The sequence below is a fragment of the Thiosocius teredinicola genome, from assembly GCF_002009425.1.
Classification (GTDB): Bacteria; Pseudomonadota; Gammaproteobacteria; order Chromatiales; family Chromatiaceae; genus Thiosocius; species Thiosocius teredinicola.
Map to the genome: position 1 here is coordinate 702164 of NZ_CP019936.1, position 24188 is coordinate 726351.

General features: G+C 59.9%; 28 protein-coding genes and 1 riboswitch. Of the genes, 12 read left to right on the forward strand and 16 right to left on the reverse strand.

Going from position 1 to position 24188, the window contains the following annotated elements; genetic code table 11:
• Window positions 1-39: 39 nt before the first annotated feature.
• Window positions 40-263, reverse strand: a riboswitch (cobalamin riboswitch).
• A gap of 58 nt (window positions 264-321) precedes the next feature.
• The gene (locus B1781_RS23090; protein ID WP_164513235.1) at window positions 322-462 is read right to left on the reverse strand and encodes a hypothetical protein; all 141 of its coding nucleotides are present in this window, start codon (window positions 460-462) and stop codon (window positions 322-324) included.
• A gap of 371 nt (window positions 463-833) precedes the next feature.
• On the opposite strand from B1781_RS23090, the gene B1781_RS03320 reads away from it, so the two are divergent.
• From B1781_RS03320 to B1781_RS03335, 4 genes are read left to right on the forward strand one after another with little or no spacing between them, the layout of a single operon-like run.
• The gene (locus tag B1781_RS03320) at window positions 834-1160 is read left to right on the forward strand and encodes a hypothetical protein (RefSeq protein ID WP_078118303.1); all 327 of its coding nucleotides are present in this window, start codon (window positions 834-836) and stop codon (window positions 1158-1160) included.
• Complete coding sequence (locus B1781_RS03325; RefSeq protein WP_078118304.1) at window positions 1160-2023, forward strand: tetratricopeptide repeat protein; 864 nt, start codon at window positions 1160-1162, stop codon at window positions 2021-2023. The genes B1781_RS03320 and B1781_RS03325 overlap by 1 nt, the downstream gene beginning before the upstream one ends.
• 24 nt (window positions 2024-2047) lie before the next feature.
• Window positions 2048-3370, forward strand: a complete 1323-nt coding sequence (gene rimO, locus B1781_RS03330; RefSeq protein ID WP_078118305.1) for a 30S ribosomal protein S12 methylthiotransferase RimO — start codon at window positions 2048-2050, stop codon at window positions 3368-3370.
• 21 nt (window positions 3371-3391) lie between these two features.
• The gene (locus B1781_RS03335; RefSeq protein ID WP_078118306.1) at window positions 3392-3646 is read left to right on the forward strand and encodes a SemiSWEET transporter; all 255 of its coding nucleotides are present in this window, start codon (window positions 3392-3394) and stop codon (window positions 3644-3646) included.
• A 48-nt stretch (window positions 3647-3694) separates the two neighbouring features.
• Here the strand turns inward: B1781_RS03335 and B1781_RS03340 are convergent, their stop codons facing one another.
• The 4 genes from B1781_RS03340 to B1781_RS23535 form a co-directional block, all read right to left on the reverse strand.
• Window positions 3695-4780: a DUF1513 domain-containing protein gene (locus B1781_RS03340; protein ID WP_078118307.1), complete on the reverse strand. Its 1086-nt coding sequence runs from the start codon at window positions 4778-4780 to the stop codon at window positions 3695-3697.
• Window positions 4770-5828 (reverse strand): imelysin family protein, encoded by a 1059-nt coding sequence (locus B1781_RS03345; RefSeq protein WP_078118308.1) that lies wholly within the window; start codon window positions 5826-5828, stop codon window positions 4770-4772. The genes B1781_RS03340 and B1781_RS03345 overlap by 11 nt, the downstream gene beginning before the upstream one ends.
• On the reverse strand, window positions 5825-7288 hold the full coding sequence (locus B1781_RS03350; protein ID WP_078118309.1) for a di-heme oxidoreductase family protein: 1464 nt from the start codon (window positions 7286-7288) through the stop codon (window positions 5825-5827). The genes B1781_RS03345 and B1781_RS03350 overlap by 4 nt, the downstream gene beginning before the upstream one ends.
• A gap of 207 nt (window positions 7289-7495) precedes the next feature.
• Window positions 7496-7708, reverse strand: coding sequence for a (2Fe-2S)-binding protein (locus B1781_RS23535; RefSeq protein ID WP_078118310.1), 213 nt, complete (start codon window positions 7706-7708; stop codon window positions 7496-7498).
• A 218-nt stretch (window positions 7709-7926) separates the two neighbouring features.
• Here B1781_RS23535 and bfr (B1781_RS03360) point away from each other — a divergent pair, with 218 nt between their 5' ends.
• Window positions 7927-8397 carry a bacterioferritin gene (gene bfr / locus B1781_RS03360; protein WP_078118311.1) on the forward strand — a complete coding sequence of 157 codons (471 nt, stop codon included), beginning with the start codon at window positions 7927-7929 and terminating at the stop codon, window positions 8395-8397.
• A 2-nt stretch (window positions 8398-8399) separates the two neighbouring features.
• Window positions 8400-8888, forward strand: coding sequence for a bacterioferritin (gene bfr, locus B1781_RS03365; RefSeq protein ID WP_078118312.1), 489 nt, complete (start codon window positions 8400-8402; stop codon window positions 8886-8888).
• 102 nt (window positions 8889-8990) lie between these two features.
• Here the strand turns inward: bfr (B1781_RS03365) and B1781_RS03370 are convergent, their stop codons facing one another.
• The 7 genes from B1781_RS03370 to B1781_RS03400 form a co-directional block, all read right to left on the reverse strand.
• On the reverse strand, window positions 8991-10247 hold the full coding sequence (locus tag B1781_RS03370; RefSeq protein WP_078118313.1) for an imelysin family protein: 1257 nt from the start codon (window positions 10245-10247) through the stop codon (window positions 8991-8993).
• Window positions 10248-10267: 20 nt separating this feature from the next.
• Entirely contained in the window at window positions 10268-11416 is a 1149-nt protein-coding gene (locus tag B1781_RS03375) for an LbtU family siderophore porin (RefSeq protein WP_164513236.1), read from the reverse strand.
• Window positions 11417-11471: 55 nt separating this feature from the next.
• On the reverse strand, window positions 11472-11648 hold the full coding sequence (gene hemP, locus B1781_RS23540) for a hemin uptake protein HemP (RefSeq protein WP_078118315.1): 177 nt from the start codon (window positions 11646-11648) through the stop codon (window positions 11472-11474).
• Between the two features lie 188 nt (window positions 11649-11836).
• Window positions 11837-12052, reverse strand: coding sequence for a YgaP family membrane protein (locus B1781_RS03385; protein WP_078118316.1), 216 nt, complete (start codon window positions 12050-12052; stop codon window positions 11837-11839).
• 134 nt (window positions 12053-12186) lie between these two features.
• The gene (locus B1781_RS03390; RefSeq protein ID WP_078118317.1) at window positions 12187-12543 is read right to left on the reverse strand and encodes a cupin domain-containing protein; all 357 of its coding nucleotides are present in this window, start codon (window positions 12541-12543) and stop codon (window positions 12187-12189) included.
• 20 nt (window positions 12544-12563) lie between these two features.
• Window positions 12564-13436 (reverse strand): DMT family transporter, encoded by an 873-nt coding sequence (locus tag B1781_RS03395; RefSeq protein WP_078118318.1) that lies wholly within the window; start codon window positions 13434-13436, stop codon window positions 12564-12566.
• Window positions 13437-13530: 94 nt separating this feature from the next.
• Window positions 13531-13914, reverse strand: a complete 384-nt coding sequence (locus B1781_RS03400) for a VOC family protein (protein WP_078118319.1) — start codon at window positions 13912-13914, stop codon at window positions 13531-13533.
• 266 nt (window positions 13915-14180) lie between these two features.
• Here B1781_RS03400 and B1781_RS03405 point away from each other — a divergent pair, with 266 nt between their 5' ends.
• The 3 genes from B1781_RS03405 to B1781_RS03415 all read left to right on the forward strand — a co-directional run bounded on the left by B1781_RS03405 (window position 14181) and on the right by B1781_RS03415 (window position 17357).
• Window positions 14181-15182 (forward strand): TRAP transporter substrate-binding protein, encoded by a 1002-nt coding sequence (locus B1781_RS03405; RefSeq protein WP_078118320.1) that lies wholly within the window; start codon window positions 14181-14183, stop codon window positions 15180-15182.
• Window positions 15183-15330: 148 nt separating this feature from the next.
• A complete protein-coding gene (locus tag B1781_RS03410) occupies window positions 15331-15987 on the forward strand; it encodes a TRAP transporter small permease (RefSeq protein WP_078118321.1) in 657 nt (218 codons plus the stop codon).
• Window positions 15988-15989: 2 nt separating this feature from the next.
• Complete coding sequence (locus tag B1781_RS03415; protein ID WP_078118322.1) at window positions 15990-17357, forward strand: TRAP transporter large permease; 1368 nt, start codon at window positions 15990-15992, stop codon at window positions 17355-17357.
• Window positions 17358-17367: 10 nt separating this feature from the next.
• On the opposite strand, the gene B1781_RS03420 is transcribed toward B1781_RS03415, so the two are convergent.
• From B1781_RS03420 to B1781_RS03435, 4 genes are all read right to left on the reverse strand, one after another.
• Window positions 17368-18483 carry a pentapeptide repeat-containing protein gene (locus B1781_RS03420; RefSeq protein WP_078118323.1) on the reverse strand — a complete coding sequence of 372 codons (1116 nt, stop codon included), beginning with the start codon at window positions 18481-18483 and terminating at the stop codon, window positions 17368-17370.
• A gap of 5 nt (window positions 18484-18488) precedes the next feature.
• A complete protein-coding gene (dusA, locus tag B1781_RS03425) occupies window positions 18489-19454 on the reverse strand; it encodes a tRNA dihydrouridine(20/20a) synthase DusA (RefSeq protein WP_408646334.1) in 966 nt (321 codons plus the stop codon).
• Window positions 19455-19554: 100 nt separating this feature from the next.
• Entirely contained in the window at window positions 19555-20628 is a 1074-nt protein-coding gene (locus B1781_RS03430; protein WP_078118324.1) for a cytochrome-c peroxidase, read from the reverse strand.
• Window positions 20629-20979: 351 nt separating this feature from the next.
• On the reverse strand, window positions 20980-21291 hold the full coding sequence (locus tag B1781_RS03435) for a hypothetical protein (RefSeq protein WP_078118325.1): 312 nt from the start codon (window positions 21289-21291) through the stop codon (window positions 20980-20982).
• 242 nt (window positions 21292-21533) lie between these two features.
• Between B1781_RS03435 and B1781_RS03440 the strand changes: the two genes are divergently transcribed.
• Genes B1781_RS03440 through B1781_RS03450 form a run of 3 tightly spaced genes read left to right on the forward strand, consistent with a single transcriptional unit; the run spans window position 21534 to window position 24166 of the window.
• Window positions 21534-22115 carry a DUF2796 domain-containing protein gene (locus B1781_RS03440; protein WP_078118326.1) on the forward strand — a complete coding sequence of 194 codons (582 nt, stop codon included), beginning with the start codon at window positions 21534-21536 and terminating at the stop codon, window positions 22113-22115.
• Window positions 22116-22154: 39 nt separating this feature from the next.
• Window positions 22155-22907 (forward strand): ABC transporter ATP-binding protein, encoded by a 753-nt coding sequence (locus B1781_RS03445; RefSeq protein WP_078118327.1) that lies wholly within the window; start codon window positions 22155-22157, stop codon window positions 22905-22907.
• Complete coding sequence (locus tag B1781_RS03450; RefSeq protein WP_078118328.1) at window positions 22904-24166, forward strand: ABC transporter permease; 1263 nt, start codon at window positions 22904-22906, stop codon at window positions 24164-24166. The genes B1781_RS03445 and B1781_RS03450 overlap by 4 nt, the downstream gene beginning before the upstream one ends.
• The last annotated feature ends 22 nt before the right edge of the window (window positions 24167-24188 follow it).

Here is a 24188-nt window from a genome sequence, read left to right on the forward strand (position 1 = left end):
ATATCGGAGCGACTGCCATATAGCCGCCCGCCGCGGTTTCATGGTTTAGCGCTTGGGGCCGGTATCCGGACTGACGGGTTGGCCTATGGCCGATCGCTGCGCCTTCCCACGTCTGTGACGCAGTGGCTGAGAAGCAGTCTTCGTTACCCGATCACCGTTGCGGGGGCAGTGCCGGCATTGCTGCTGAGCAGCTCACCGGCTTCCCGTTTAACCCTGATCGGCGGAAGTTCGACGTCCAGGGCACCTCAGGCGAGTGCCGGACTGTAAGGCGAGGCAGGAGGGGGGTCAAGCCGCGTTCTGTCCATGCCGCGGCGGTGGTGTCTACTTGAGCAGTTCCTGGGTCACAAACATGTAACCGAGAACGCCGGTAATCGCGATCACGAGGACCATCTGCAGAATGATGCAAATGCCCGGGATATCGTTGCAGTATTTGCCGAGAGTGCAACTCAGAAACGACTTCACAACCCGTACCTCCGTCAACCACTGCGTGGTTTTTAATTTTTGTCGTAACCCTCGGTTTTTAAATTAGAAAATACTAATTTTCAGACCTAGGGTATTTGCTGATACTGGCATGGCTTTCCCAAGATGACAACAGTGTTATCCACCAATTCAGGGCTATTTGACTGATCCACGTTAAGCTGTCGCGTACGATCTGAATCCCACCGCAAAAAGGGGTTTCTGTGCGTCAAAACTTGTCGCGATCCCGGCCGGTGCAGGTGATGTGACCCGCGCGCTTTCGCAGCCTACCATCAGGGTTATTTTGCGGCCGCATTCCCTTATTCTTTCGTATCCATGACGAAAAAAAGTCTGTACGACGTCCCCGGAGAGTATCGATGGACATCGAAGGTCCGATCAAAGTCGGCGTAGTAGAACCCACGCCCGACGGTAGCTACGAGCTGCACATCACGTTCACTGACGAGTTCAAGCGGGCCGAGCTGTCAGCCCAGGGCGCAGCCTTTCGCCAGTACCTGGCCGATCTCGACAAGGCACTGCAACAGGGCGGTCTGGACGACAGAAATGCGCAAGGCGTGTTGCTGATCCAGCAGATCTGCGAACAGCTCAAACCGCATATCGAGGGCGGTGAGCTGGCGTTGGGCGAGGCCCTGGTAATCGAGGTTCAGCGCACGCCGGGAGTCAATCTGGTCGACCTGCTGAACTGATGGCCGACGCCAATTTCATCCTTGCCGCGAACGAGTTCAACTTCGACGCCCTGGTGCTGGAGAACTCGCGCAAGGGATTGGTGCTCGTCGATTTCTGGGCGCCGTGGGCGGGTCCTTCACTGCGACAGCAGCAGGTGCTGAAGAAGCTGGCAGACGAGTACCGTGGCCGTTTCCTGCTGGTGACGGTCAATACCGATGAGGAGAAAGGCATAGCGGGTCGCTTCGCGGTCAAGAGCCTGCCGTCGGTCAAACTGTTTCGCAACGGTCAAGTTGTCGAGGCGATGCATGGCATGCAGGCAGAGGCCGACTACAAGGCGATGGTAGACCGTCATCTGGCATCGGCGGGCGACGAGGTGAGGGTCGCAGCCGCCAAGGCGTGGAACGCGGGCGAGCATGACAAGGCTGTCGGGATACTGGCCGAAGGTGTTGCGGAAGAACCGGAGAACCTCGCTATCCCGGCCATGCTGGCAAAACTGCTGGTGCGCCTGTCGCGCTTCGACGAAGCCCGCGAGGTGCTCGCCAAGTTGCCGCCCCAGGCACGTGAGATCGCCGAGTTGACGACCTTGCGCGCATACGTCGAGCTCATCACGCTCGCGCAGCGTATCGACGATGAGCAGGCATTATTCGATCGACTCGACGCCCAACCCGTCGATCTGCAGGCGCACCTTGAAGCGGCTGCGCTGCACGTGCAGCACGACCGGTTCGAGGCGGCGCTGCAGTCGCTGATCGTGGTGCTGCGTCACGATCGCGAGTTTGAAGACGGCGTCGCGCGACGCGGTGTGCTGGCGATCTTCGATATGCTCGGCAGCGACCATGCGTTGGTCAAAAAGTACCGCGGTGAACTGGCGCGGTTGATACACTGACGCTTTGATCGCTGCAGTCCTGCCATGAGTTCCAAGTCCGAGCCCACCATCGGCTTTGTCAGCCTCGGCTGTCCGAAAAACCTGGTCGATTCCGAACGCATCCTGACCCAACTGCGGGCCGAAGGTTACGGCGTGTCGCCGAGCTATGACGATGCCGATCTCGTGGTGGTGAATACCTGCGGATTCATCGACGCTGCCGTTGAAGAGTCTCTGGATGCGATCGGCGAGGCGATGAGCGGCAACGGACGGGTGATCGTTACCGGCTGCCTTGGTGTGCGCGCAGATGAGATTAGAACGGCGCACCCGGGCGTATTGGCGGTTACCGGCCCGCATGCCTATGAAGAGGTCATGGAGGTAGTCCATGAACACCTGCCGGCGCCGCATGATCCGTTCATCAGTCTGTTGCCCCCGCAGGGGATCAAGCTGACGCCGAAGCATTATGCGTATCTCAAAATCTCGGAAGGCTGCAACCACCGCTGCAGCTTCTGCGTGATCCCGAGCATGCGCGGCGATCTCGTCAGTCGGCCGATCGGATCGGTGTTGAGCGAAGCCGAACGGCTGGTCGAGTCGGGCGTGCGCGAGCTGTTGATCGTGTCGCAGGACACCAGCGCCTACGGCGTGGATCTGAAGTACCGTGCCGACTTCTGGAACGGCAAACCGCTGCAGACCCGATTATCGGTGCTGGCGCGTGAACTGGGACAGCTGCCGGCATGGACGCGTCTGCACTATGTGTATCCCTACCCGCATGTTGACGACCTGATTCCGATGATGGCGGAAGGCCTGATCCTGCCTTATCTGGATATGCCGCTACAGCATGGCAGCGAAAAGATTCTCAAGGCGATGAAGCGTCCGGCGGCGACCGAAAAAGTGTTGTCGCGTATTGCACGATGGCGCGAAACCTGTCCTGAGCTTGTGCTGCGTTCGACCTTCATCGTCGGTTTCCCCGGCGAGACCGAACAGGATTTCGACCAGCTCCTGGAATTCATCCAGCAGGCCCAGTTGGATCGTGTTGGTTGCTTTGCGTATTCGCCTGTGCAGGGTGCGACCGCCAATGAACTGCCGGACCCGGTGCCTGAATACGTCAAACAAGATCGGCTGGAACGCTTCATGGAGATCCAGGCCGAGATCAGTCGCAACAAGCTGGCGATGCAGGTTGGGCGCGAGATGTTGGTGTTGATCGACGATGTCGAACAGGGGCGCATCGTTGCGCGCGGCCCCGGGGATGCCCCCGAGGTCGACGGTCTGGTGCTGATCGATGGCGAATGGGAAGATGTCGCTCCCGGCGATTTCATCGAGGTGCAGGTGACCGGTTACGATGATCACGATCTCTTCGCCGAACCCCTCTGACGAAGCCGCGCACGGAGCAATATGGGTTTCTCATCGTCTCTTGGCTTGCTGGCCGCGTTCCTGACAACAGCGGCTTTCGTCCCGCAGGTGTTTCGCGTTGTGCGCACGCGCGATACGCACGCCATCTCGCTGACCATGTACCTGATGTTTGCCGCCGGCGTGGCCCTGTGGCTGATCTACGGCATCCTGCTCGGTCTGTGGCCGGTGATCATCGCCAACGGCATCACCCTGTTGCTGGCATTGATGGTGATTGCGCTGAAGCTGCGCCGGGGCTGAGTCGCGTCGACTATTCGGGGCGTGATCCGCAACGCTGCAGAATGCGGGTCAGAACACCGTCAGGTGGTTGTCCCACTGTGACTTGGCGAAGTGCCGGTTTTCGGGGGTGTCGCCGTCGCCGGCATGCCGCAGGTTGCCCAGTCCGTCGCTGAACCAAAATCGTCGTGCGTCCGCCGCCACGCCGCATACATCGGCCTGCTTGTCGGCGGCAATGAAATCTCCGTTGCGGTGCCAATGCGTGATCAATCCGCCACGCGGCGAGGTCACGGCGAACGTCTGTCCGTCGTTGGCGAATGCAACGCTGCCGCAGTAGTTGCGCATCCGGTTCTGGATATCGACAGGCGCGGTTAACCACGATATCGCGCTACGGCCATCGAACAGGCCGACCAACGGTGGCCGATCCTGTTTGCTGCCTTCGTATTGCAGCGCGAGGGCGATGCGGTTGTCGGCCGCGACATCGAGGTGCCGGATACTCAGTTGATGCCAGGTCTTGGGTGTCGGGTATTCATCCAGCTTGCGGCCGTCCAGTCGATCGACCAGCGTCAACGATGCGCGCATATCGCCGAGGTTGAGCTTGGCGCGTGGCATATCGGGATGTGTACGGATACCACCGTTGGCGATTGCCAGCGTGGTGCCGTCCGGCATGAGTACCAATTCATGCGGACCGATGCCGTGACTGTCGATTTCGCCGACTCGCCGATAGTCATCATCGGCTGCGTAGATGCCGATCTTACCGTTCCCGCTGTCGTAGGCGTTCTCGGTAGCGTAGAGCAGGCCGCCGTTCGGGCTGTACACGCCGTGACCGTAGAAGTGGCGCCCCTCAACAGCTCGCAGGCGATGCAGCACGCGTTGCTGTTCAAGGTCGATCACGACCATGAAGTCACCGGGACGGCGCGCGAATATCACTGCGTGTGTTGCGCTGGGTGCAACGGCAATGCCGTGGCCACGCGCCGGTAGAACGACATCCATCAGGATATCGCCGGCGCTGTTGAACAGCGTCGCCAGGTGACGGCCGCCGGAACCGTTGCGGCAGCTCAAAAAGCGTTGTTCGCCTGCCGCCGCGATGCTGCGCGTCGGCCCGAGCAACGATAAGGCTGCCGCGACCTTTAAGAAACTACGTCGATCAATCGCCATCGAGACTGTTGAACCCCAGCGGTAGCCCCAACGCCTGAGACAGCTCGCCGCCGATCACATCGTTGAGTGTCGCCAGTTGTGTTTTGAGTTCGACCAGTTTGCCTCTCGCGTCTGCGTCGATTACCGCTTCCGGTATTGGTATCTGCAGCGCGTCGAGCGTAGCCAGTGACGAATCGAACAGGCCGGCAATACGTTGATTGAGCTGCTCGTTGCCGACGCGCGGTGCAAAGCCGACACGGTACAGCGCGTACGTGGCCTGCAGATTGGCGCGCAGCGCCGCGTTGCTCAACCCGCTGCGCCATGCCTCGGCGCGCTTGGGCAGGGCCCGCTTTATCTCCTCACGCAAGGCACGGCCGAGTTTCTGATCGACCATGCGTTCGAGTTGGGTATGCAGATTGTTGAGCAGCTTGGCGCTGAGTTCATCGTCGCTGTCGTAGTAGTCGTTGCCGTCGATGGCGGTGGCGAACATGTCGCGGTGTGCGTACGACCCTTCGGTCCATTCCGCGAGCGTTTCGGCCGACATGCGTTCGAGGTTGGCAGTAATCGCGCCGATGACCCGGCAACGCCATTCATCATCGGCGTTCTTGGTGTCACCGTCGAACAGCAGTCGCTCCAACGCACTGAATCCCTGCACGGCGACACTGCCACCGGCGAAGGTATCGGGGTCGAGGCTGGTCGCATCGGGTTTGGACAACAACTTGCGCAGGTGTTTGCCGACCGAGCCGCGCTTGTCGGGCCAGAGCTGATAACGATAGTCGCGCGACAGGGTCTGGATCGGACCGAAGCGCAGATGCTCGATTCCCTGCCACGCGAGGTAGGCCGGCCTGTATGCGGCGCGAAGCTGATTCAGGCCGGTCTCACCTTGGGCACACGCCGGTGCGGCGGCATTCAACTGCTGTGTGGTCTGCGCGAGTTTTTGGTAGGCCGGTATCACATGCTCGTCGGCGACCGCGAGGTTGTAGTTGACCGGTTCCGCCCATGCCGCTGTGACCATTACTGTGCCGAGCAACAGCGCGATGTTTCGGCAGAAAGTTTTCAGGGAAGTCATAGGCTTTCGACGAAGCGCAGCATCGCGGCGCGGTCCTCGGCAGACATGGCGACCACCCGGTCGCGTGCCGCCTGCGCCTCGCCTCCATGCCACAGGATAGCCTCGAGCAGATTGCGCGCACGTCCGTCATGCAGGTAGTAGCTGTGGCCGTTGACCGTCGGTGTCAGGCCGATTCCCCACAGTGGTGGGGTGCGCCACTCGCGGCCGTCGGCGGCGCCTTCGGGGCGATTGTCCGCAAGGCCTTCACCCATATCGTGTAACAGCAGATCGGTGTAAGGCCAGATGAGCTGACGTTTCTGTTCGGGTGCGACATCGTCGGAACGCGTGACGTACTTGGGTGTGTGGCAGCCGATGCAACCGGATTCGTAGAACAGCTTCTTGCCGGCGAGCACCTGTGGGTCGTCGTAATCGCGGCGCGCGGGTACGGCAAGGTTCTTGGCGTAGAACACGACCAGGTCGCTGACTTTCTGATCGGCTTCGACGTTGTCGTATTCCGGGCTGTTGCCGTCGGGTGCTGCGATGCAGTCTTGTTGCTGTGCCGTGCATTCACCGCTACCGGCGGGGTGCAGCGGCGTCGATATGCCGACGTCGCCGGCGAACGCGCCCAGGGACTGTTCCATAACGCTCGATTCACCGGCTTTGTGGCCGAAACGGCCGAGCATGACTTTGTCGTGTTCCAGACTCCATACGAGGTTTGGACGCCCCGATATGCCATCGTTGTTGGAATCGTCCGGGTCGACCTGCGACAGGATGTCCTGTTCGTCGATCGCCTCGAGCAAACCCAGGCCGATCATCTGCGGTGCAATACGTGGCGACAACTGGGCCTGTGCGTGCAGCGGGCCGTAACCGAGGTCGGCGGCGGTATAGGTTGGCGCGCGCAGGCTCGCTGTCTCACCGTCGGCGAGCTTGACCGGTAACTCTTGGTAGTCGATCTGCAGGCGGTATTCGGCATTGTGGCCGGCGATGGCGAAGTCCTGCAACTGCGTGCCGTACATCGGGTCTGGGATGTTCTTGACCCGATGCGTCTCGATCAATTGGCGATCGGCGTCGGATTGCGGCGGGATACTCACGCGCAGAAACATCGATACCGCATTGTCGTTGCTGTTCTCGGGCGGATGGCCGCGACCGTCTTTCAGGTGACAGCGTTGACATGAGCGGGCGTTGTACAGGGGGCCGAGGCCATCGGCCGCCTTGGTCGACGCCGGGGCAGTCACCCACAGTCGTTTGAAAAAGCCGTTGCCGACCTTGAAGTCGATCTCGCGCTCGAAACTCATGTTCGCCGAAGCATGCGAGAACGCATCCTTGTTGAGTTTCTTGGTGTGGGTGGCGGCACCTGCGGGGTAGCGCTCGTATTCTTCCGCCTTGGTGAAATCGGTCGTGGGCTGGGTTATCGGTTCAGCGGCATATGCCACCGTCAGCGCGCTACACGCCGCTGCCAGGATCAGTGGGGAAAGGTTCATCGGTTTTGGGAGATACGGCTAATGGGTTGGCTAATATCAAACCTGCGGGATTTAACCGGCGGTTACGTCTTGTGGCGGGGGTGTGATGCCACGTGCCGCAACAGGCTGTTGCGGCGACCTCGGCGACTGTTGTGGGTGGCTGCAGCGACAGCGTGCAACCAATTCAGCAGGCGCGTCTGGAAGGTGTTGAGTTGGCGTGCCATCGGATCAGGCGCACGCGCACGCGGCGGTAGCGAAGGATGCTTGCTGCCACTGCTCGGTCACTGCGGTTTGCAGCACGCGCTTGGCGCAATCGTGACAACGACCGCAGCATGACGCGACCTTGAGCTCATCGTGCAGTTCATCCATTGAACACACCCCGCGTTCTGCGGCTTGGCGGATCTGTCCGTCGGTTACTTTGTTGCAGACACACACATACATGGCCTAACCCTCTTCGTCGATAGCTTAATAGTAGTGGGAATGCGAATGATTTGCAACAACAATGTCGTTGCGACTATTATTACGAAATACGTTGTAAAACAAAGAGTTATCTTGCCTGCGGGCGTGCTTGCGCCTTACTATGAGCTGTCAGAGCGGCAAGCCAGTCCCAGTCGGATAGCCAGCCTTCCTTGTAACAGTCGTTAAACAGGAGGCGCTGGATGCACGGCGACCCGCACATCCTCCAGGGGCTGAATCTCTGCCTTAGAGATCAGCTCACTGCCATCAACCAACTATTCCTGCACGCCCGCATGGCCAAAAACTGGGGTCTTGAGGGGCTCAATGCATACGCCTATGGCCAATCCATCAGGGCGATGAAACAGGCAGACGATCTGATTGAACGTGTGCTGTTTCTCGAGGGTCTGCCCAATCTGCAGGATCTCGGCAAGCTGCTGATCGGCGAGAACGTGCCGGAGATGCTGCACGGCGATCTGAGCATGTTGCTGCCGATGCGTACCCAACTGCAAACCACGATCGCCGACTGCGAATCGGCGCAGGATTACGTCAGCCGCGACCTGCTCGAGAAAATTCTCGGGGAAACCGAAGAGCATATCGACTGGCTGGAGACCCAGCACAGCCTGATTGCGAACGTCAGCCTCGAAAACTACCTGCAAGCCTTGATGGAGGACTAAGCATGAAAGGCAACAGCAAGGTCATTGCACACCTGCAGAAATTATTGTCCGGCGAACTGGCGGCGCGCGACCAGTACTTCGCGCACTCGCGTATGTACCAGGACTGGGGATTGCAGCGCCTGTATGAACGTATCAACCACGAGATGGAAGAAGAGACCCAGCATGCGGATGCGCTGATTCAGCGCATGCTGTTTCTCGAGGTCCAACCGGATCTGTCGAACCAGGACGCGTTGCGCATTGGCGACACGGTTCCGCAGATGTTGAAGAACGATCTGGCGGTCGAGTACGAAGTGACCGCGGCATTGAAAGAGGCGATCAGCGTGTGCGAGCAGGAGCGGGACTATGAAACCCGCCAGATCCTGTTGCAGTTACTCGAAGATACCGAGATGGATCATGCCTACTGGTTGGAGAAACAGCTCGGCCTGATCGACAAGGTCGGCCTGCAAAACTATCTGCAGTCACAGATGGGCGAGGGCGGTGCGTCGGCCTGACGTCGATGTAGTCAAGACGGCCTGTTGCCGCTCAAGGTACGGCGCATAAAAAAGCCGCCCCGGTTGGGGCGGCGACGGGCGGGGTCAATCGCCGGTTGCGTATTACTCGAACACCTTGTCCGGTGCATCGAGGCTGTCGGATCCCTCGAAAGCGATCGATTCGAGGTCCATCACCGCGACGGCCTTCTCGATCGCCTTGGTCTGATCGAGTAGCGCATCGATCGCCGCGGCGACCTTGCGGTTGCCTGCGTCATTGTTCTCACCGATCAGCTGGTCGTAGGCCTCTCCGCCTTTGGCGCTGTCGACCAATGCCTGCATTTTGTCGAGCGTGGCATTGAGCTTGTCGCGCAGCTGCTTGTCGGCAGCAGGATCGCGGGCGGCGACCAGATCGGCAACGCTGGGTCCGGTCATCTCGGAACCATCGACCCGTTTGTAGCTGCCGGTGTAGACGTTCTTGATACCGAGCGCGTCGTTGTAGTGCGACCAGTGGGTGTTGTCGCTGAAGCAGTCGTGTTCTTCTTCGGGGTCGTGCAGCATCAGGCCGAGCTTCATGCGCTCGCCGGCGAGTTCGCCGTACGACAGGCTGCCCATGCCGGTGAAGATGGTCGATAGCCCGACTTTCGGATCGCCGCTGGTCAGCGTTGTACGCGCTTCACCGCCGGGTGCCCATTGCTCGGTCATCCACGCCAGTTCCTGCACCAGCAGATCGGTAGCGGCCTTCAAGTAGGCAGCGCGCCGCTCGCAATTGCCCCACGAGCAATTGCCCGGGTCGAAGTCGCTGGCAGGGCGGGCGCCGGCACCCGGGCCGGTGCCGTTGAGATCCTGGCCCCACAGCAGAAACTCGATGGCGTGGTAACCGGTGGCGACATTGGCCTCGATCTCGTCGACTTCATGCAGTGTTTCGGCGAGCAACGAGGGCGTGATGTTGCCGGCATCGATCTCGCGGCCGGACAAGACCAGTTTCGGATGGGCGATCACGTTGGCGGTGTAGTAGGGATTTTCATCGGACTCGCCGCCGTAACTCGATGCGACATAATCAATCAGTCCTTCATCGAGTGGCCAGGCATTAACCTTGCCTTCCCAGTCGTCGACGATGGCGTTGCCGAAGCGATAGGCCTCGGTCTGCTGATAAGGATGGCGTGCGGTTACCCAGGCCGCTTTGGCGGCCGACAGGTTCGCCTCGGTCGGGGTCGCGATTAGTGCATCGACGCGTTGCTGCAGGGTTTGTGCGGTCTGCAGCGAATCGCCGTACATGGCATGCGCCAGGTCAGCATAGTGCGTGAGCACGGCCTGCGGGGTGGTTGCCTGAGCGCTCACGCCGAACGTGATACAGGCAATGAAAGTTACTGCGCGTTTCATTTGTACGTTCCTCGGTTTGCTCAGAATTCGACCGCGAGCAGTGCGGTAATCGTGTCGGCATCAGCGCCGGTATAGTCTTCGTCGTTGCGGTATTCCAGAGCGACCGCCGTGCCGTCGAAGATTTCTACCGAAAGGGTGCCGCCGACGCGTTCTTCGGTGAAGCCGTCGTTGATGTTGTCCATTTCGTCGCTACCGCCATAGGCCAGCGCAAAGGTCGCTGGTTTGCCGATGATCTCAAAGTCGATGGCGGCTTCGACGTTGAACGCCGAGGGTTCGTCGTCGCCGGCATCGGCGAAGCCATCGATGGCCGCGAGGTACTCGCCGGTCAGACGGATGGCGCCGAACTGGAACTGTGCGCTGGCGACCCAGGCGGCGACGTCATCGCCGTCGGCGATGAAGCCTTCGTCGACCATGAAGTCGGATTCGCCCAGGTCGTTGATGTAACCAACGTGACCGATAACGCCGAAGTTGTCGCTGACCGACTCGAAGTTGAGCGCGGCGCCGAAGTTGTCGATGCGTGAATCGCGGTCGCCCTGGAAGGTGAATACCGATGCCGTCACCATGCCGAAGTTCCAGCCTGCTTCGATCGCGGTATCGCCCGTCTCGCCCAGCTCCAGGGTCAGCGGGTCGGCGACCATGTCGGTGTTGTAGGTGCCGAACGGTACGGTGAACTGACCGGCATTGACGAACCAGCTGCTGTCCGGGTCGGCAATCGTGACCATCGCAGTATCGACGCTGAAGTCGCTGCCGTCGCCGCTGCCGTCATCGTTGTCGGTATCTTCTTCGTACAGCAGCACGAGTTCTGCACTGACCCAGTCGTTGACCTGGGCGGCGATGCCCAACTCGACCGTGGGCGTGATCAGATCGCTTTCGTCTTTGTCGCCGTCGGGCGAGGTGTGGCTTGCCTCGATCTCGATCAGCCCGCTGACTTCGATGTTGTCGACCCAACTGCCACTGCTCGCGGCGCTATTCCCCCCGGTCGTTTTCTTCAGCTCGGCGATCTCGCGGTCTTTCTCGAGGATCACCTCGTCTTGCGTTTCGACGCGTTTCTCGAGGTAGTTCAGGCGTTTTTCCATCGCCTCGAGGCGCTCTTCCAGGGTTGCTGCGCCGGCGGCTCCGCCCCCGGCCAGTGCCGCAGATATCGTTGCGGCAAGCAGTGCTTTTTTCATGTTGAGTGGACTCCCGTACATAAATTTTTTTAGGTTCCAGCCGATCTTCGAGCGGCTACTTGGTCAAAATGAGTTTCCCCTGGCGTGTAATCTGTAAGCGATACGTTTCGCCACGGTGCTCGATCTCGATACGGTTTCCGCCACGGAACAGCTCGGAGGTACACAATCGAGGGGGATCCTGCGTTTTGCCTTCATCGCATTTGCACGGTTCCTGCCTGCTCTTATCGTTCATGACTCGGCGTGCTGTAGATCTTGTGTTGGAAATCGTTATCGTAATACGAACAATTTGCGTTTACAAACTAATTTCGAATGGAGCGAACCCGGTTCCCGCGGGCGATGTGCCTGCCCCAACGGGAGATATGGTGGGCACAAAAAAGCCGGCGCGAGGCCGGCTTTTCGGTGTGTCTGTCTGGTGGCCGCTTAGAATGCAGCGCCCGGCTGTTTGCCCATCTTTTTGAGGATCAGCGCCAGCGGGCAGAATCCGGTGAACGCCGATTGGAACAGGTTGAAGCCAATGAATGCGGTGAAGTACAGCCAATAGTGGTGGTGAAAGATCGGGCTTTCTGCCACGCCCAGCGCGATGGTCAGCATGATCATGAAGCCGGCAAATGCCATGACGATACGTTCGATGGACATAGGGTCTCTCCGAAAGGTGTTGGATGAAACCGCTGCAACGGCTCGCGGTCTGAAACGCGCAAGATATTAGCGAAAACTAATATATAAAGTCAAGGTTGAACAATCGTTTAGCATCGCCCGCGTGCTCTGGCCGTTTACAACAGCTCGGTATCTTCGTGCGCGTAGGCCGGGCTGCAGCAACACAGTATGACCAGGGTTTCGTGGCCCGTGTTGTGCACGTTGTGCGGCGTACCAGGCGTGATCGCGATGGTGTCGCCCGCACCTATCGGCAAACGGTCGTCACCGAGAGTCATGATGCCGCTGCCGGCAGTTACATGGTAGAGCTCTTCGCTCAGGCGGTGTCGATGCAAGGCCGTCTGTTCACCCGGCTCGACCCGCGCCTCGGCAAGACTCTGATTGGCGTTGCCGTGAACCGTAGGGTGCATCAGTTCGCGGATCTCTGATCCGTCCTTGGTTTGGTAAGCGGGGATTTCGTTGTAGCGGGTATGCATAACGGTTCGAGGTTGCTCGGTCAAAGTGCGATGGCCGCGACGCCGGCCACCATCATACCGCCGGCCAACAGGTGACGCCCGAGGTGGCGTTCGCCGAACAGCATGGCGCCGTACAGCATGCCGAACAACAGGCTGGTGCGTTTCACCGCAATCATATAGGCCGCTTCGATCTGCGCCAGAGCGAGAAAGTGGGTGACCACCATGACCGACATGAAGCCGGCGACGACCAGTAAGGGTAACCAACCGTGTTTGACGACGTGCAGCGAACGGGGTTGGTAGAGGGTTGCCAGCACGAGCACCAGCGTACCGAGAACCGCGAAGTAGAAGGCGCCGAACTGCTCGGCGGGCATCCACTGCATCGCTGCCTTGCCGCCCACTGAAGTGATCGCATAGATGCCGGCAGTCATCAGCATCAGGCGGGAACCGGGGTTGATCACGATCGCGCGCAATGGGGCGAACAGGGTACGCGGTGTAAGTTTGTCGGTGTGCTCGAAATTCAACAGCCACGAACCGGCTACTACCAACAGGATGCCGAACAGACCGCCGTTGCTGACTTTCTCGCCGAGAATCAGCCAACCGGTCAGCACCACCAACACGGGCGTGAACGCCAGGTAAGGCACCGTCAACGCGAGTGGATAATCGCGGATCGCCCGCATGTACATCAGCATCGCGGTGATCTCCAATGGCATCAGCAACGCCATCCATGCCCAAAACTGCCAGGGCAGAACCGGTAGGTCGAATGTGATCACCCACGGGATCAGCAAGAGGCCGCTGAAGCCGAGGCGCACCACCACCATCTGAATCGCGCCGGCCTGGCGAAACCAGTGTTTGGCACCGGCGTCGGACGTGGCCAGACAGAATGCGCAGATCAGGCTGAGCGCGAGCCAATGCACGGTGTGGTTTCCAATCGCGGATTAAAGCGGAATTCTAACGCGCGACGTCGCGCTATGCTGTTGCTTGTCTTTAGGTGTTCAGCGCAGGTATCGGTCAGGCCGGGAGCGGGGAGGCGACCTCGATTAGATTGCCGTCCGGATCGTGAAAATACAGCGAAAGGATCGGACCGGTTGCGCCCGTACGTCGCACCGGGCCCTCGATGATGGCAACCCGCTGATCATCGAGCCTTTGCCTTACATCGTCTAATGGTTGATCGGTCAACAGGCACAGGTCGATAGCGCCGGGTGTCGGGAAAGTCGCCTTGGGTTCGAACTCTTGCCCCGCCTGATGCAGATTGATCTTCTGGTCGCCGAATGCCAGCGCGATGCGGTCGTCGCCGAAGCGCAAGACGTCCATGCCAAGAACACGGCTGTAAAACCTGCAGGTTGCAGGAATATCGACTACGGTCATAACCAAGTGATCGATGCGTTGGATCATCGCAGTATCGCCCGCGGAAGGTTGTGTGAATCGCGCCGCCGGGGCGGACCGTTGGGCGAAGTTTCACCCACCCTCAACGGCCCGATGGGTGGAATCCCGCCTATTGCTGCCACCTCGCGCATCCGTCACAAGGCGGTTATATAAAAGAAAAACAATGGGATAGCGTTGTAGTCGATGAACTGGCACCTGCGTTGCAACACTACCCCGCGTGTCGTCCTCAGCGGGGCGCACCCGCATTCCAAAATATCGATAAGGAGAGTAACACCATGCGTAAGCATCTGATCGGCTTTGCCGTAACCGCGGCTCTGGCTGTTTCGGCCACCCCAGTCTTTGCGAACTGTGATTCCGGCGAGATGGTGATCAAGTTCAGCCATGTCACCAATGCCGATAAGCACCCGAAGGGCATCGCGGCGAACCTGTTGGCCGAGCGGGTCAACGAGCGGATGAACGGCAAGGCCTGTATGCAGGTGTTTCCGAACTCAACCCTTTACGATGACAACAAGGTGCTCGAAGCGATGTTGAACGGCGATGTGCAGATGGCCGCGCCGTCGCTTTCCAAGTTCGAAACCTTCACCAAGAAATTCCGCATCTTCGATCTGCCTTTCGTGTTCGAAGATATCCATGCCGTCGACCGCTTCCAGAACTCCGACGCGGGTCAGAAACTCAAGGATTCGATGCGCCGTCGCGGACTGACCGGTCTGGCTTTCTGGCACAACGGTATGAAACAGATCTCGGCGAACAAGCCGCTGCTCAAGCCCGAAGATGCCAAGGGTCTTAAGTTCCGTGTTCAGGCTTCGGACGTGTTGGTCGCACAGTTCGAACAGCTCGGCGCATCACCGCAGAAGATGTCGTTCAAAGAGGTGTACGGCGGTCTGCAGCAGGGCGTCATCGACGGCCAGGAGAACACCTGGTCGAACATCTACGGTAAGAAATTCTTCGAGGTTCAGGACGGTGTCACCGAGAGTAATCACGGTGTGCTGGATTACCTTGTCGTAACGTCGACCAAGTGGTGGGACGGCCTGCCCGACGATGTGCGCAACGAACTGGCGGCAATTCTGAAAGAGGTCAGCGAAGAGCGTAACGCCGAGTCGAGCAAGGTGAATGCGCAGAACCGCCAGTCGATCATCGATGCCGGTGGTGTTGTACGTCAGCTTACCCCGGAACAGCGCCAGGCATGGGTCGAGGCGATGAAGCCGGTGTGGAAAAAGTTCGAGAAAGACATCGGTGCCGACCTGATGGAGGACGCACTGAAGTCCAACGAGGGCTGATCCTTCGCGTGACTGACCAAGCGGTCGTCGGGCGGGGAGCCGGCGACCGCTTCGGCGTTCGAGTAACGCCGCCTTACCCATTCATCGGTTTGAAGACGGAATCGACCAGCACGGGTGCCGAATCCGAATTCCGTCGGCCGGAGGCAAGATGCAAACAATTCCAACATCCCGCGTCGGGCGCATCGCCGACACCATAGAAGAAACCAGTATCGCCATCTGCATTGGCCTGATGGTGTTGGTCACCTTCGCCAACGTCGTGGCGCGCTATGCCTTTTCCGACAACATCCTGTGGGCCAACGAGATCACCGAGTTCCTGTTCGCCTGGCTGGTGCTCATGGGGATGTCGTACGGCGTGAAGAAGCACGTACACATCGGTGTAGACGTGGTGATTCAACACCTTTCGCCGGCGGCACGAAAAATTGCTGCGTTGCTCGCGGTGACCGCCTGTCTGGCGTTCGCGCTGATGGTGCTGTACGGCTCCTGGCATTACTGGCTGCCGTTCGCCACCGAGCGTGCATGGATGGAAACCGATGACACACCAATGCCCGAGATGTTCCAGTTTCTTGCCGAATGGATGAACGAAGGGGAGCGTTACGAAAAGATCCCGCGTTGGATTCCTTATCTTGCATTGCCGTTGGGTTTGGCCTTGTTGACGCTCAGGTTCTTTCAACAGGCCTGGTACATCCTGACCGGCAAGGTCGACATGATCATCGCCAGCCATGAAGCCGAAGAGCTGATAGAGGAGTTGGAGATGGCCGACCCGCATCCGCAGCCATTGACTGCGCGCAAGGATGGGGAGGGCTGATCATGGAAGTGCTGGTTCTGTTCATCATGGTCATCGGTTTCATGTTGATCGGCGTGCCGATCGCGATTTCGCTGGGCCTTTCGTCAATCTTGTTCCTGATGATGTTCTCGCACGATGCGTCGCTGGTGGCGGTCGCGCAGTCGTTGTTCGATGCCTTCGAGGGGCACTACACGCTGCTGGCGATACCATTCTTTATCCTCGCCTCGGTGTTCATGTCGACCGGCGGTGTCGCACGCCGCATCATCCGCTTTGCTATCGCGGTGGTCGGCTCGTTCCGCGGCGGCTTGGCGATCGCCTCGGTCTTCGCCTGTATGTTGTTCGCTGCCTTGTCCGGCTCATCGCCGGCCACGGTGGTCGCGATCGGGTCGATCGTGATCGCCGGCATGATTTCGGTCGGCTATTCGCGCGAGTTCGCCGCCGGCGTTATCTGTAACGCGGGCACGCTCGGTATCCTGATACCGCCGTCGATCGTCATGGTGGTCTATGCTGCGGCGACCGATGTGTCCGTGGGGCGCATGTTCCTGGCCGGCGTCTTTCCCGGATTATTGGCCGGCTTCATGCTGATGGTCGCCATCTACATCTGGGCGCGTGTCAAGGGGTTGCCGGCCAGTCCCTGGCAGGGTTGGGGCGAGGTGTTCGCGTCGATGGCCGATGCCTCATGGGGCTTGTTGCTGGTGATCATCATCCTCGGTGGTATCTACGGCGGCATCTTCACGCCGACCGAGGCCGCGGCCGTGGCTGCCGTTTACTCGTTTCTGATCGCAAACTTCATCTACCGCGACATGGGGCCATTCAAAGACGGCATGGGCTCTGTTGCCGGTTTGCCGGTTCGCATTGTTTCCGTGATTTGGCACCCGGATACCAAGCATGCGCTGTTCGAAGGCGGCAAGTTGACCATCATGTTGATGTTCATCATCGCCAACGCGCTGATCCTGAAGCATGTGCTCACCGAGGAACGCGTGCCGCAGATGATCACCGAGGCGATGCTGTCGGCGGGTTTCGGGCCGATCATGTTCCTGATCGTGGTCAACGTGCTGTTGTTGATCGGTGGTCAGTTCATGGAGCCGTCCGGACTGTTGATCATCGTCGCACCGCTGGTCTTTCCGATCGCCATCGCCCTGGGTATCGATCCGATTCACCTGGGTATCATCATGGTCGTGAACATGGAGATCGGCATGATCACACCGCCGGTGGGCTTGAACCTGTTCGTGACCGCGGGGGTCGCACAGATGTCGGTCGGCAGCGTCATCCGTGCCGCCGCGCCCTGGGTCGCGATCATGTTCCTTTTCCTGTTGATCGTGACCTATGTGCCGGTCGTGTCGACCTGGTTGCCGACCCAACTGATGGGGCCGGAGATCATCACGCGTTGACTACGCGCGTTCAATCGGCGACGTGTTGCGGGGCTCCCTTCGCGTCGTCGAAACGCGCATCGGTCAAATCGGCATTATCGAACTTCGCTTCGCGCAGGTTGGCGCGGGTGAAGTTCGCCGACCTGAGGTCGGCGCCGCTGAAGTCGGCGTTGTACAGATTGCAGGCCGAGAGGTTGGCTTGGCGCAGGTCGGCATTGGTGAACCTTGCATCTTTGAGGTTGGCGCCTTGCAGGTTGGCGCGCCGTAGATTGCTGTTGCTGAAATCCATGCCGATCAGGTTGCCGCTGAGGGTGATCTGATCGAGTTTGGTTGAATTGAGCGTTGCGCCTTGCAGCTTGACGCTTTGCAGAACGGCGTTGCGAAGATCCGCGTTGTCCAGATTTGCATCGCTCAGGTTCGATTTGCGCAGCTCTGCGGCACGCAATGACGCCGCGACCAAACGAGTGCCAGACAAGTTGGCGTCGTTGATCTGCGCTGTGTCCAGTTTGCTTTCACTGAGGTCGACGCCGCTCAGGTCGGCCTTGTCGAGCCGCGCGCCGCCAAGATCGACACGGGTCATCGAGGCGACCGGGCGCAGATCGAGTTGCCGCAGGTCTGCTTCCTTGAGCCGGGCTTCATGAAGATGGGTGTTGTCCAGCGTTGTGTGCCGCAAACGCGCACCTTCCAGGTTCGAGCGCGACAGGTTGGCGCCCGAAAGGTCGGCATGCTCCAGCATTGCCTCACGCAAGTCGCTGTTACGCAGATCGGCATCGATCAGTGTCGCGTGCGCGAGCTTGGCGCGCTGCCAGGCGATACCGGAAAGGTTCGCGCTCGACAGGTTGGCACGCCCCAGGCTGGCGCCTTCAAGCTTTGCTCCCCTCAGGTCTGCGGCCGACAGGTTTGCGCGGAACAGAATGGCGCCGCGCAGGTTCGCATCGCGCAGGTCGGCGCCGGATAGATCGGCTGCCATCAGGCGTCGCCCCGACAGGTCTTCGCCGGCGAGGTCGCAGCCGATACAGGCACCGCTCTGCTCGAGGAGTTTGACTGCGTCGCCTGAGGCATGCGCGCCCGAATACGCCGCAAGCGTCGCTATCAATGCCGCGGTGGATGCGGCTGAAACGCTTGTTTGTCGGTAAGAACGATGCATTGTCGTCACCCCATTGCCGACATGGCGGCTGTCAAGATCTCAGGTCCACAGTCCGCTTTGTGGACGTTTTCGGAAAGATGGCGACGCCAGGCGCGCGCGCCTTTGACGCCTTGAAACAGGCCAAGCATGTGGCGAGTGATGCGATGTACCGGAACACCCTGCGCATGTTGTTGCTGGATGTAGGGCAGCATGCGTGCGACGACATCGTTTCGCGACTGTGGTCCGATATCGTCGCCATACAATCGCGCATCGGCTTCAGCCAGTATCCACGGGTTTTGATAGGCCTCTCTACCGATCATCACGCCATCGACCTGCCTGAGTTGCTCCTCGACTTGGGCCAGCGTTTTGAAGCCGCCGTTGATCACGAATGTCAGTTGTGGGAAGTCCGACTTCAATGCATGCACTACGTCGTACTTTAGCGGCGGAACCTCGCGGTTCTGTTTCGGGCTGAGTCCCTGTAGCCAGGCTTTGCGTGCGTGCACGATAAAGGTACCGCAGCCGGCGTTGGCAATGGCGTCGATGAACCGGGTCAGGTGATCGTAACCATCGAGATCGTCAATGCCGATACGATGCTTGACGGTAACCGCTTGCGGCGTTGACTGCGCCATTGCCGCGACGCATTCCGCAACCAGCGATGGTTCGGCCATCAGGCAGGCGCCGAAGCGGCCCGACTGTACGCGGTCGGAAGGGCAGCCGACGTTCAGGTTGACCTCGTCGTAACCCCATTCATCGGCCAGTTTTGCGCATGCCGCGAGCTCGTTCGGATCGCTGCCGCCCAGTTGCAGTGCGAGCGGATGTTCGGCAGCGTTGTAGTCGAGAAAGCGCGCCGGATCGCGATGCAGCAGGGCGCCGGTGGTGATCATCTCGGTGTAAAGCAGGACATGATGCGAGATCTGCCGCAGAAAGAAGCGGCAGTGGCGATCCGTCCAATCGAGCATGGGGGCAATGGAGAGCGTTCGGTCGAGCATCATGACGTGGTTCGGCTGATGCCCCGATGGTATCGCCTCGCGATGCCCTATCCAACCGATTCGCACTGACGCCGACGCGTTTGCTCGCGCCGGCGTCGTTACCTCAACGGTGGGCCGCGCGACCCATATGCGGATCGATCGGCGGGATCACGCTTATATTCGGCGTGGCCGGGAGTCGCGGCATGGCGATTTCCGGAAACTCACCGCCCAAGCCGTTCAGGAAGGCCACGATATCGTTGACATCGTCTTCGCTGATTTCCTGGTTCAGTTGGGTTTTCGCCATGACGCGAACGGCCTCGTCCAACGTCGGCACGGCGCCGTTGTGGAAGTAGGGCGCCGTCAGCGCCACGTTGCGCAACGTCGGTACGCGCCACATGTTGGCATCACTGGCCTGGTTGGTGACCGTCTGGCGGCCTTTGTCGTCGGTCAGCTTGTACTTGGTTTCATACTCGCTGCCGGCGAACGTTGGGAACTTCATGAAAAAGCCAGTGCCGACCGGCATTTCCGGTCCGCTGAAGTTGGCGCCGGCGTGACATGAGGTGCAGCCGAGTTCGGCGAAGCGGTTCATGCCGCGAACCTGCCGCTCATTGAGCGCCGTCTTGTCGCCTTTGACATAGCGGTCGTAGGGCGTGTCCGGGGTGATCAAGGTACGCTCGAAGGCAGCTACCGCCTTGGCCGCGTTGTCTGCGGTTACCGGGTTCTCTTCGTTGGGGAAGGCCGCCTCGAACATGGGTTTGTAACCCGGGATCTTGAGCAGGCGGGCCATCGCCGCATCGAGGTTTGCCATGCCCATCTCGATCGGGTTCTGTACCGGGCCTTTGGCCTGGTCTTCGAGCGTGGCGGCGCGGCCGTCCCAGAACTGGGTCGACAGAAATGCTGCGTTCCATACGGTCGGTGCACTGCGCTCACCGCGCGCATCGTGCATGCCTATCGAGTTGGGGCGGTTATCATCGCCCGCTGCCATGACGTTGTGACACGAGTTACACGACAGGGTGCCGTGCTCGGAAAAACGTGGGTCGAAATACAGTGTCTTGCCGAGTTGAATCTTCGCCTCGGTCTGTGGGTTGTCTGCCGGTGCCGGGGCTTGCTCGGGCAAGGCCTGCCAGTCGTAGGCGTGTGCCGATAGCGACATGCACAGCGCGCCGCCGGTTAACAGTGTTGTCCAAATACGCATCATGCTTCTCCATTTGAGTGAGTCAATTCAACACAGACGCGGCACGTTCCGACTTCTGTACGGATATGACGGGTACTCGCCACGAGTACCGCGCGTTCCGTTGATGGTCGGTCTTGTCTGGTTCTGGCTGGGATGGCGCCAGTGCGAACCAACATGGATGGGTCAGGTGTCGTCCCATGCCAATGCGTTTTCGCAATGGGCGCCGTCTCTGCTGGGGGTAGAGTTAGCCATTCGTTTGCTGACGAATGGCTGACGAACAGGCGATGGATGCGTTCGGTGTTGTCGAGCTAGGTGGCTCTGCGCGCGAAATGTGAACCGGGCAGCAGTTTCAGTCGTAGCGGTGACAGCCTGACGTCAACGCTTGAGGTTGAGCAGGCGCTTGTTGCCGGGCTTGCCGCCGGTGGATTCGAACAGCCAGTTCGACAGGGCCTCTTTCTTGCCTTCTTCGTGCTGTTGCTGGGCCTGCGCCTCGGCGCCCGCGCAAACGTCCTGTGCGATCTCCTGCGCGCGCAGCGCGCCTTCGCCGTTGGCCGGCAGCAGTCCCTCGCGATGAAATCGCTCGATCAGGGTGTTGGAGAGCTGCTCACATTGCAGGTCGATGTCGGCGCCGTACGCGACGGGAGTTGATGCGAGCAATACGCTCGCGACGACAAAATACTTGGTCATACCGGGTCTCGCTGGGATTTCCTGTCGACCCATCGTACGAAACTCGCGATGGGCTAGCCAATCTAAGCGAGCGGCTCGCCGGCATGCGAGTCGAGCAAGTCGGGCGGTAGGGCTTGCCACCAGGTACTGGTTGATTTATAAAACGTAATAACATTACGTTTTGGCTGTGTGGCGCGCGAGCTGAAGGTCCGTGCGCGGACCGCGGCAGTTTTTCCGAATGCCTCTGTAACGGGAGTGGATCTATGAAGGTGAAAAGGTTTGCTGCGTCGATCGCAGCGGCATGCATGTTTTCGTCTGTGGCGGCTCTCGCGCAGCAGGGTTTTCGACAGCACGACGCGCACGAGCACGGCACCGCGCAGTTGAACGTTGCGGTTGACGGCAATCAGCTGCTGATCGAGTTGTCGTCACCCGCCGCCAATCTGGTCGGCTTCGAGCACGAGCCGACGAGCGACGAAGATATCGACCAGGCCACGACGGCCGCGCAGGTGTTACACGATGCCAGCCAGATGTTTGCCACGCCGTTCGCAGCGAACTGCGCCATCGATAGGGTCAAGGTCGAGATGCCGTGGGATCTGCAGGGCAGTCTCAAGCCGGGTACCTTGCCGGCGGAACAGCACGCAGCACACGAACATGATCACGGTGATCACAGCGATATCGAGGCGGAGTACAGCTATACCTGCGGCAATCCGGAAAGTCTGACCGAACTCGATATGGTACTGTTTCAGACGTTTCCGGCGACCGAGCGCGCGCATGTGCAATACATCACGGCGACCAACCAGGGGTCGGTGGAGTTGACGACATACAATCGCCAGTTGCGGTTCTAGGCCGCAGGGTTTCACTCCAATCGAGGCTTTGATCGCGGCGTGACGTCGGCGCAGCATCAGCGAGAAGACAACGATTCGGCCAGCGACGCCGTTGTTCGTCTGCACGATATTGCGTTCAGTTGGCAGCGCGACGAGCCGCCTGTGCTGGTTCTCGAACAGCTGCGGATAGACCGCGGCGAGCAGGTATTCGTCGAGGGCGAGAGCGGGAGTGGCAAGAGCACGCTGCTCAGCCTGCTCGCCGGTGTGGCGTTGCCCGCATCGGGGCGCGTTGAGGTCCTCGGGCAGTCGTTGAACGCACTGGGCGCGGCCCAGCGCGACGCGTTTCGCGCCGAACACATCGGCTACATCTTCCAGATGTTCAACCTGATTCCGTATCTGTCGGTGATCGACAATGTCACCTTGCCGTGTCGCTTTTCCGCAAAACGTCGCGCCAGGGCGCTGCGCCAAGCGCCAAGCCTGGATCACGAGGCACGACGCCTGTTGACCCATCTGGACATGGGATACGATGAACTGATCGCTCGCCCTGTCACGGCGTTGAGTGTCGGTCAGCAGCAGCGTGTCGCCGCCGCCAGGGCGCTGATGGGTTCACCCGCACTGTTGATCGCCGACGAGCCGACATCGTCGCTGGATGCCAGCCGTCGCGAGTCGTTCGTCAAACTGTTGTTCGACGAGTGTCGTGCCGCCGGCTCGACGCTGGTGTTCGTCAGCCATGATGCATCACTCGAACCGCTGTTCAGTCGCACCATTCGCCTTGCCGACGTGAATCGGGCACCACGCCGGGGTGTGTTGTGACACCGGTACTCGGTCTTGCCTGGAAGAGTCTGCGCAATCGGCGTTTCTCGGTCGGCCTCACGGTGGTTTCGATCGCGCTCAGTGTCGCGATGTTGATCGGCGTGGAGCGTGTTCGCAATGAAACCCGCGCCAGCTTCGCCAACACGATCTCGGGTACCGATCTGATCGTCGGTGCACGCAGTGGGCCGGTTCAGCTGTTGTTGTTCTCGGTGTTTCGTATCGGCAACCCCACCAACAACATCTCGTGGCAGAGTTACCAAGAGATCGCGTCGCATCCCAAGGTCGCATGGAGCGTGCCGCTATCGCTCGGTGATTCGCACCGCGGCTATCGCGTACTCGGTACCAACGGCGACTATTTCAAGTACTACCGATTTGCCCGAGAGCAAACGTTGCGCTTCGAGGCTGGCGGTAAGTTCGCCGACCTGTATGACGCCGTCATTGGCGCTGAGGTCGCCGACAAGCTCGGATACCAGCTGGATACGCCGCTGGTCATTGCCCATGGCGGTGCCGATGTCGGGTTCGCACGGCATGAAGACAAACCGTTCCGCGTGGTTGGTATCCTCGAACGCACCGGTACCCCGGTCGACCGTACGGTACATGTCAGTCTCGAGGCCATCGAGGCGATTCATGTGGATTGGCAGAGCGGTGCGCCGGTGCCGGGGTTGTCGATCAGTGCCGACCAGGCCCGCAAGCTGGACCTGAAACCGAAGGTGATCACGGCGGCCTTGTTTGGTCTCAAATCCAAGATCGCGACCTTCCAGGTGCAGCGATACGTCAACGAATACAAAGGCGAACCCTTGTCTGCCGTACTGCCCGGCGCTGCGCTGGCAGAGCTATGGGGCCTGATCGCGATTGCCGAGAATGCGTTGTTGGTGGTGTCGGCCTTCGTGGTCGTGGTGGGCCTGTTCGGTATGTTGGTGGCATTGTTGACCAGTCTCAACGAACGGCGTCGTGAAATGGCTATCCTGCGGTCGGTCGGTGCGCGGCCGGTTCATATCTTTGCGTTGATCATGGGGGAGGCGGCGGTGCTGACGTTGCTCGGTATCGGGCTCGGACTCGCGCTGCTATACCTGTTGCTACTCGTCGGCAGACCGTTCATCGAGGTTCACCTCGGCCTGTTCATCGAGATCGGTTCGCCTACCGCTTACGAGTTCACCCTGCTTGGTGCGGTTCTGTTGGCCGGTTTCCTGGTCGGCAGTATTCCCAGCTACCGCGCTTACCGTATGTCGCTGAGCGATGGCCTGTCGCTACGGGTGTAAGCACGGTCGGCCAACGTCGAAA

Excerpts from the sequence above, each read along its gene's own strand:
- B1781_RS03440 (WP_078118326.1), top strand. The coding sequence starts at position 21,534 with ATGAAGGTGAAAAGGTTTGCTGCGTCGATCGCAGCGGCATGCATGTTT.
- B1781_RS03340 (WP_078118307.1), bottom strand. The coding sequence starts at position 4,780 with ATGGCGATTGATCGACGTAGTTTCTTAAAGGTCGCGGCAGCCTTATCG.
- B1781_RS03370 (WP_078118313.1), bottom strand. The coding sequence starts at position 10,247 with ATGAAACGCGCAGTAACTTTCATTGCCTGTATCACGTTCGGCGTGAGC.
- B1781_RS03350 (WP_078118309.1), bottom strand. The coding sequence starts at position 7,288 with ATGAACCTTTCCCCACTGATCCTGGCAGCGGCGTGTAGCGCGCTGACG.
- B1781_RS03415 (WP_078118322.1), top strand. The coding sequence starts at position 15,990 with ATGGAAGTGCTGGTTCTGTTCATCATGGTCATCGGTTTCATGTTGATC.
- dusA (WP_408646334.1), bottom strand. The coding sequence starts at position 19,454 with ATGATGCTCGACCGAACGCTCTCCATTGCCCCCATGCTCGATTGGACG.
- B1781_RS03385 (WP_078118316.1), bottom strand. The coding sequence starts at position 12,052 with ATGTCCATCGAACGTATCGTCATGGCATTTGCCGGCTTCATGATCATG.
- bfr (WP_078118312.1), top strand. The coding sequence starts at position 8,400 with ATGAAAGGCAACAGCAAGGTCATTGCACACCTGCAGAAATTATTGTCC.
- B1781_RS03375 (WP_164513236.1), bottom strand. The coding sequence starts at position 11,416 with ATGAAAAAAGCACTGCTTGCCGCAACGATATCTGCGGCACTGGCCGGG.
- hemP (WP_078118315.1), bottom strand. The coding sequence starts at position 11,648 with ATGAACGATAAGAGCAGGCAGGAACCGTGCAAATGCGATGAAGGCAAA.
- bfr (WP_078118311.1), top strand. The coding sequence starts at position 7,927 with ATGCACGGCGACCCGCACATCCTCCAGGGGCTGAATCTCTGCCTTAGA.
- B1781_RS03405 (WP_078118320.1), top strand. The coding sequence starts at position 14,181 with ATGCGTAAGCATCTGATCGGCTTTGCCGTAACCGCGGCTCTGGCTGTT.
- B1781_RS03435 (WP_078118325.1), bottom strand. The coding sequence starts at position 21,291 with ATGACCAAGTATTTTGTCGTCGCGAGCGTATTGCTCGCATCAACTCCC.
- B1781_RS03400 (WP_078118319.1), bottom strand. The coding sequence starts at position 13,914 with ATGATCCAACGCATCGATCACTTGGTTATGACCGTAGTCGATATTCCT.
- B1781_RS03420 (WP_078118323.1), bottom strand. The coding sequence starts at position 18,483 with ATGCATCGTTCTTACCGACAAACAAGCGTTTCAGCCGCATCCACCGCG.
- B1781_RS03345 (WP_078118308.1), bottom strand. The coding sequence starts at position 5,828 with ATGACTTCCCTGAAAACTTTCTGCCGAAACATCGCGCTGTTGCTCGGC.
- B1781_RS03430 (WP_078118324.1), bottom strand. The coding sequence starts at position 20,628 with ATGATGCGTATTTGGACAACACTGTTAACCGGCGGCGCGCTGTGCATG.
- B1781_RS03325 (WP_078118304.1), top strand. The coding sequence starts at position 1,160 with ATGGCCGACGCCAATTTCATCCTTGCCGCGAACGAGTTCAACTTCGAC.
- B1781_RS03410 (WP_078118321.1), top strand. The coding sequence starts at position 15,331 with ATGCAAACAATTCCAACATCCCGCGTCGGGCGCATCGCCGACACCATA.
- B1781_RS23535 (WP_078118310.1), bottom strand. The coding sequence starts at position 7,708 with ATGTATGTGTGTGTCTGCAACAAAGTAACCGACGGACAGATCCGCCAA.
- B1781_RS03390 (WP_078118317.1), bottom strand. The coding sequence starts at position 12,543 with ATGCATACCCGCTACAACGAAATCCCCGCTTACCAAACCAAGGACGGA.
- rimO (WP_078118305.1), top strand. The coding sequence starts at position 2,048 with ATGAGTTCCAAGTCCGAGCCCACCATCGGCTTTGTCAGCCTCGGCTGT.
- B1781_RS03320 (WP_078118303.1), top strand. The coding sequence starts at position 834 with ATGGACATCGAAGGTCCGATCAAAGTCGGCGTAGTAGAACCCACGCCC.
- B1781_RS03335 (WP_078118306.1), top strand. The coding sequence starts at position 3,392 with ATGGGTTTCTCATCGTCTCTTGGCTTGCTGGCCGCGTTCCTGACAACA.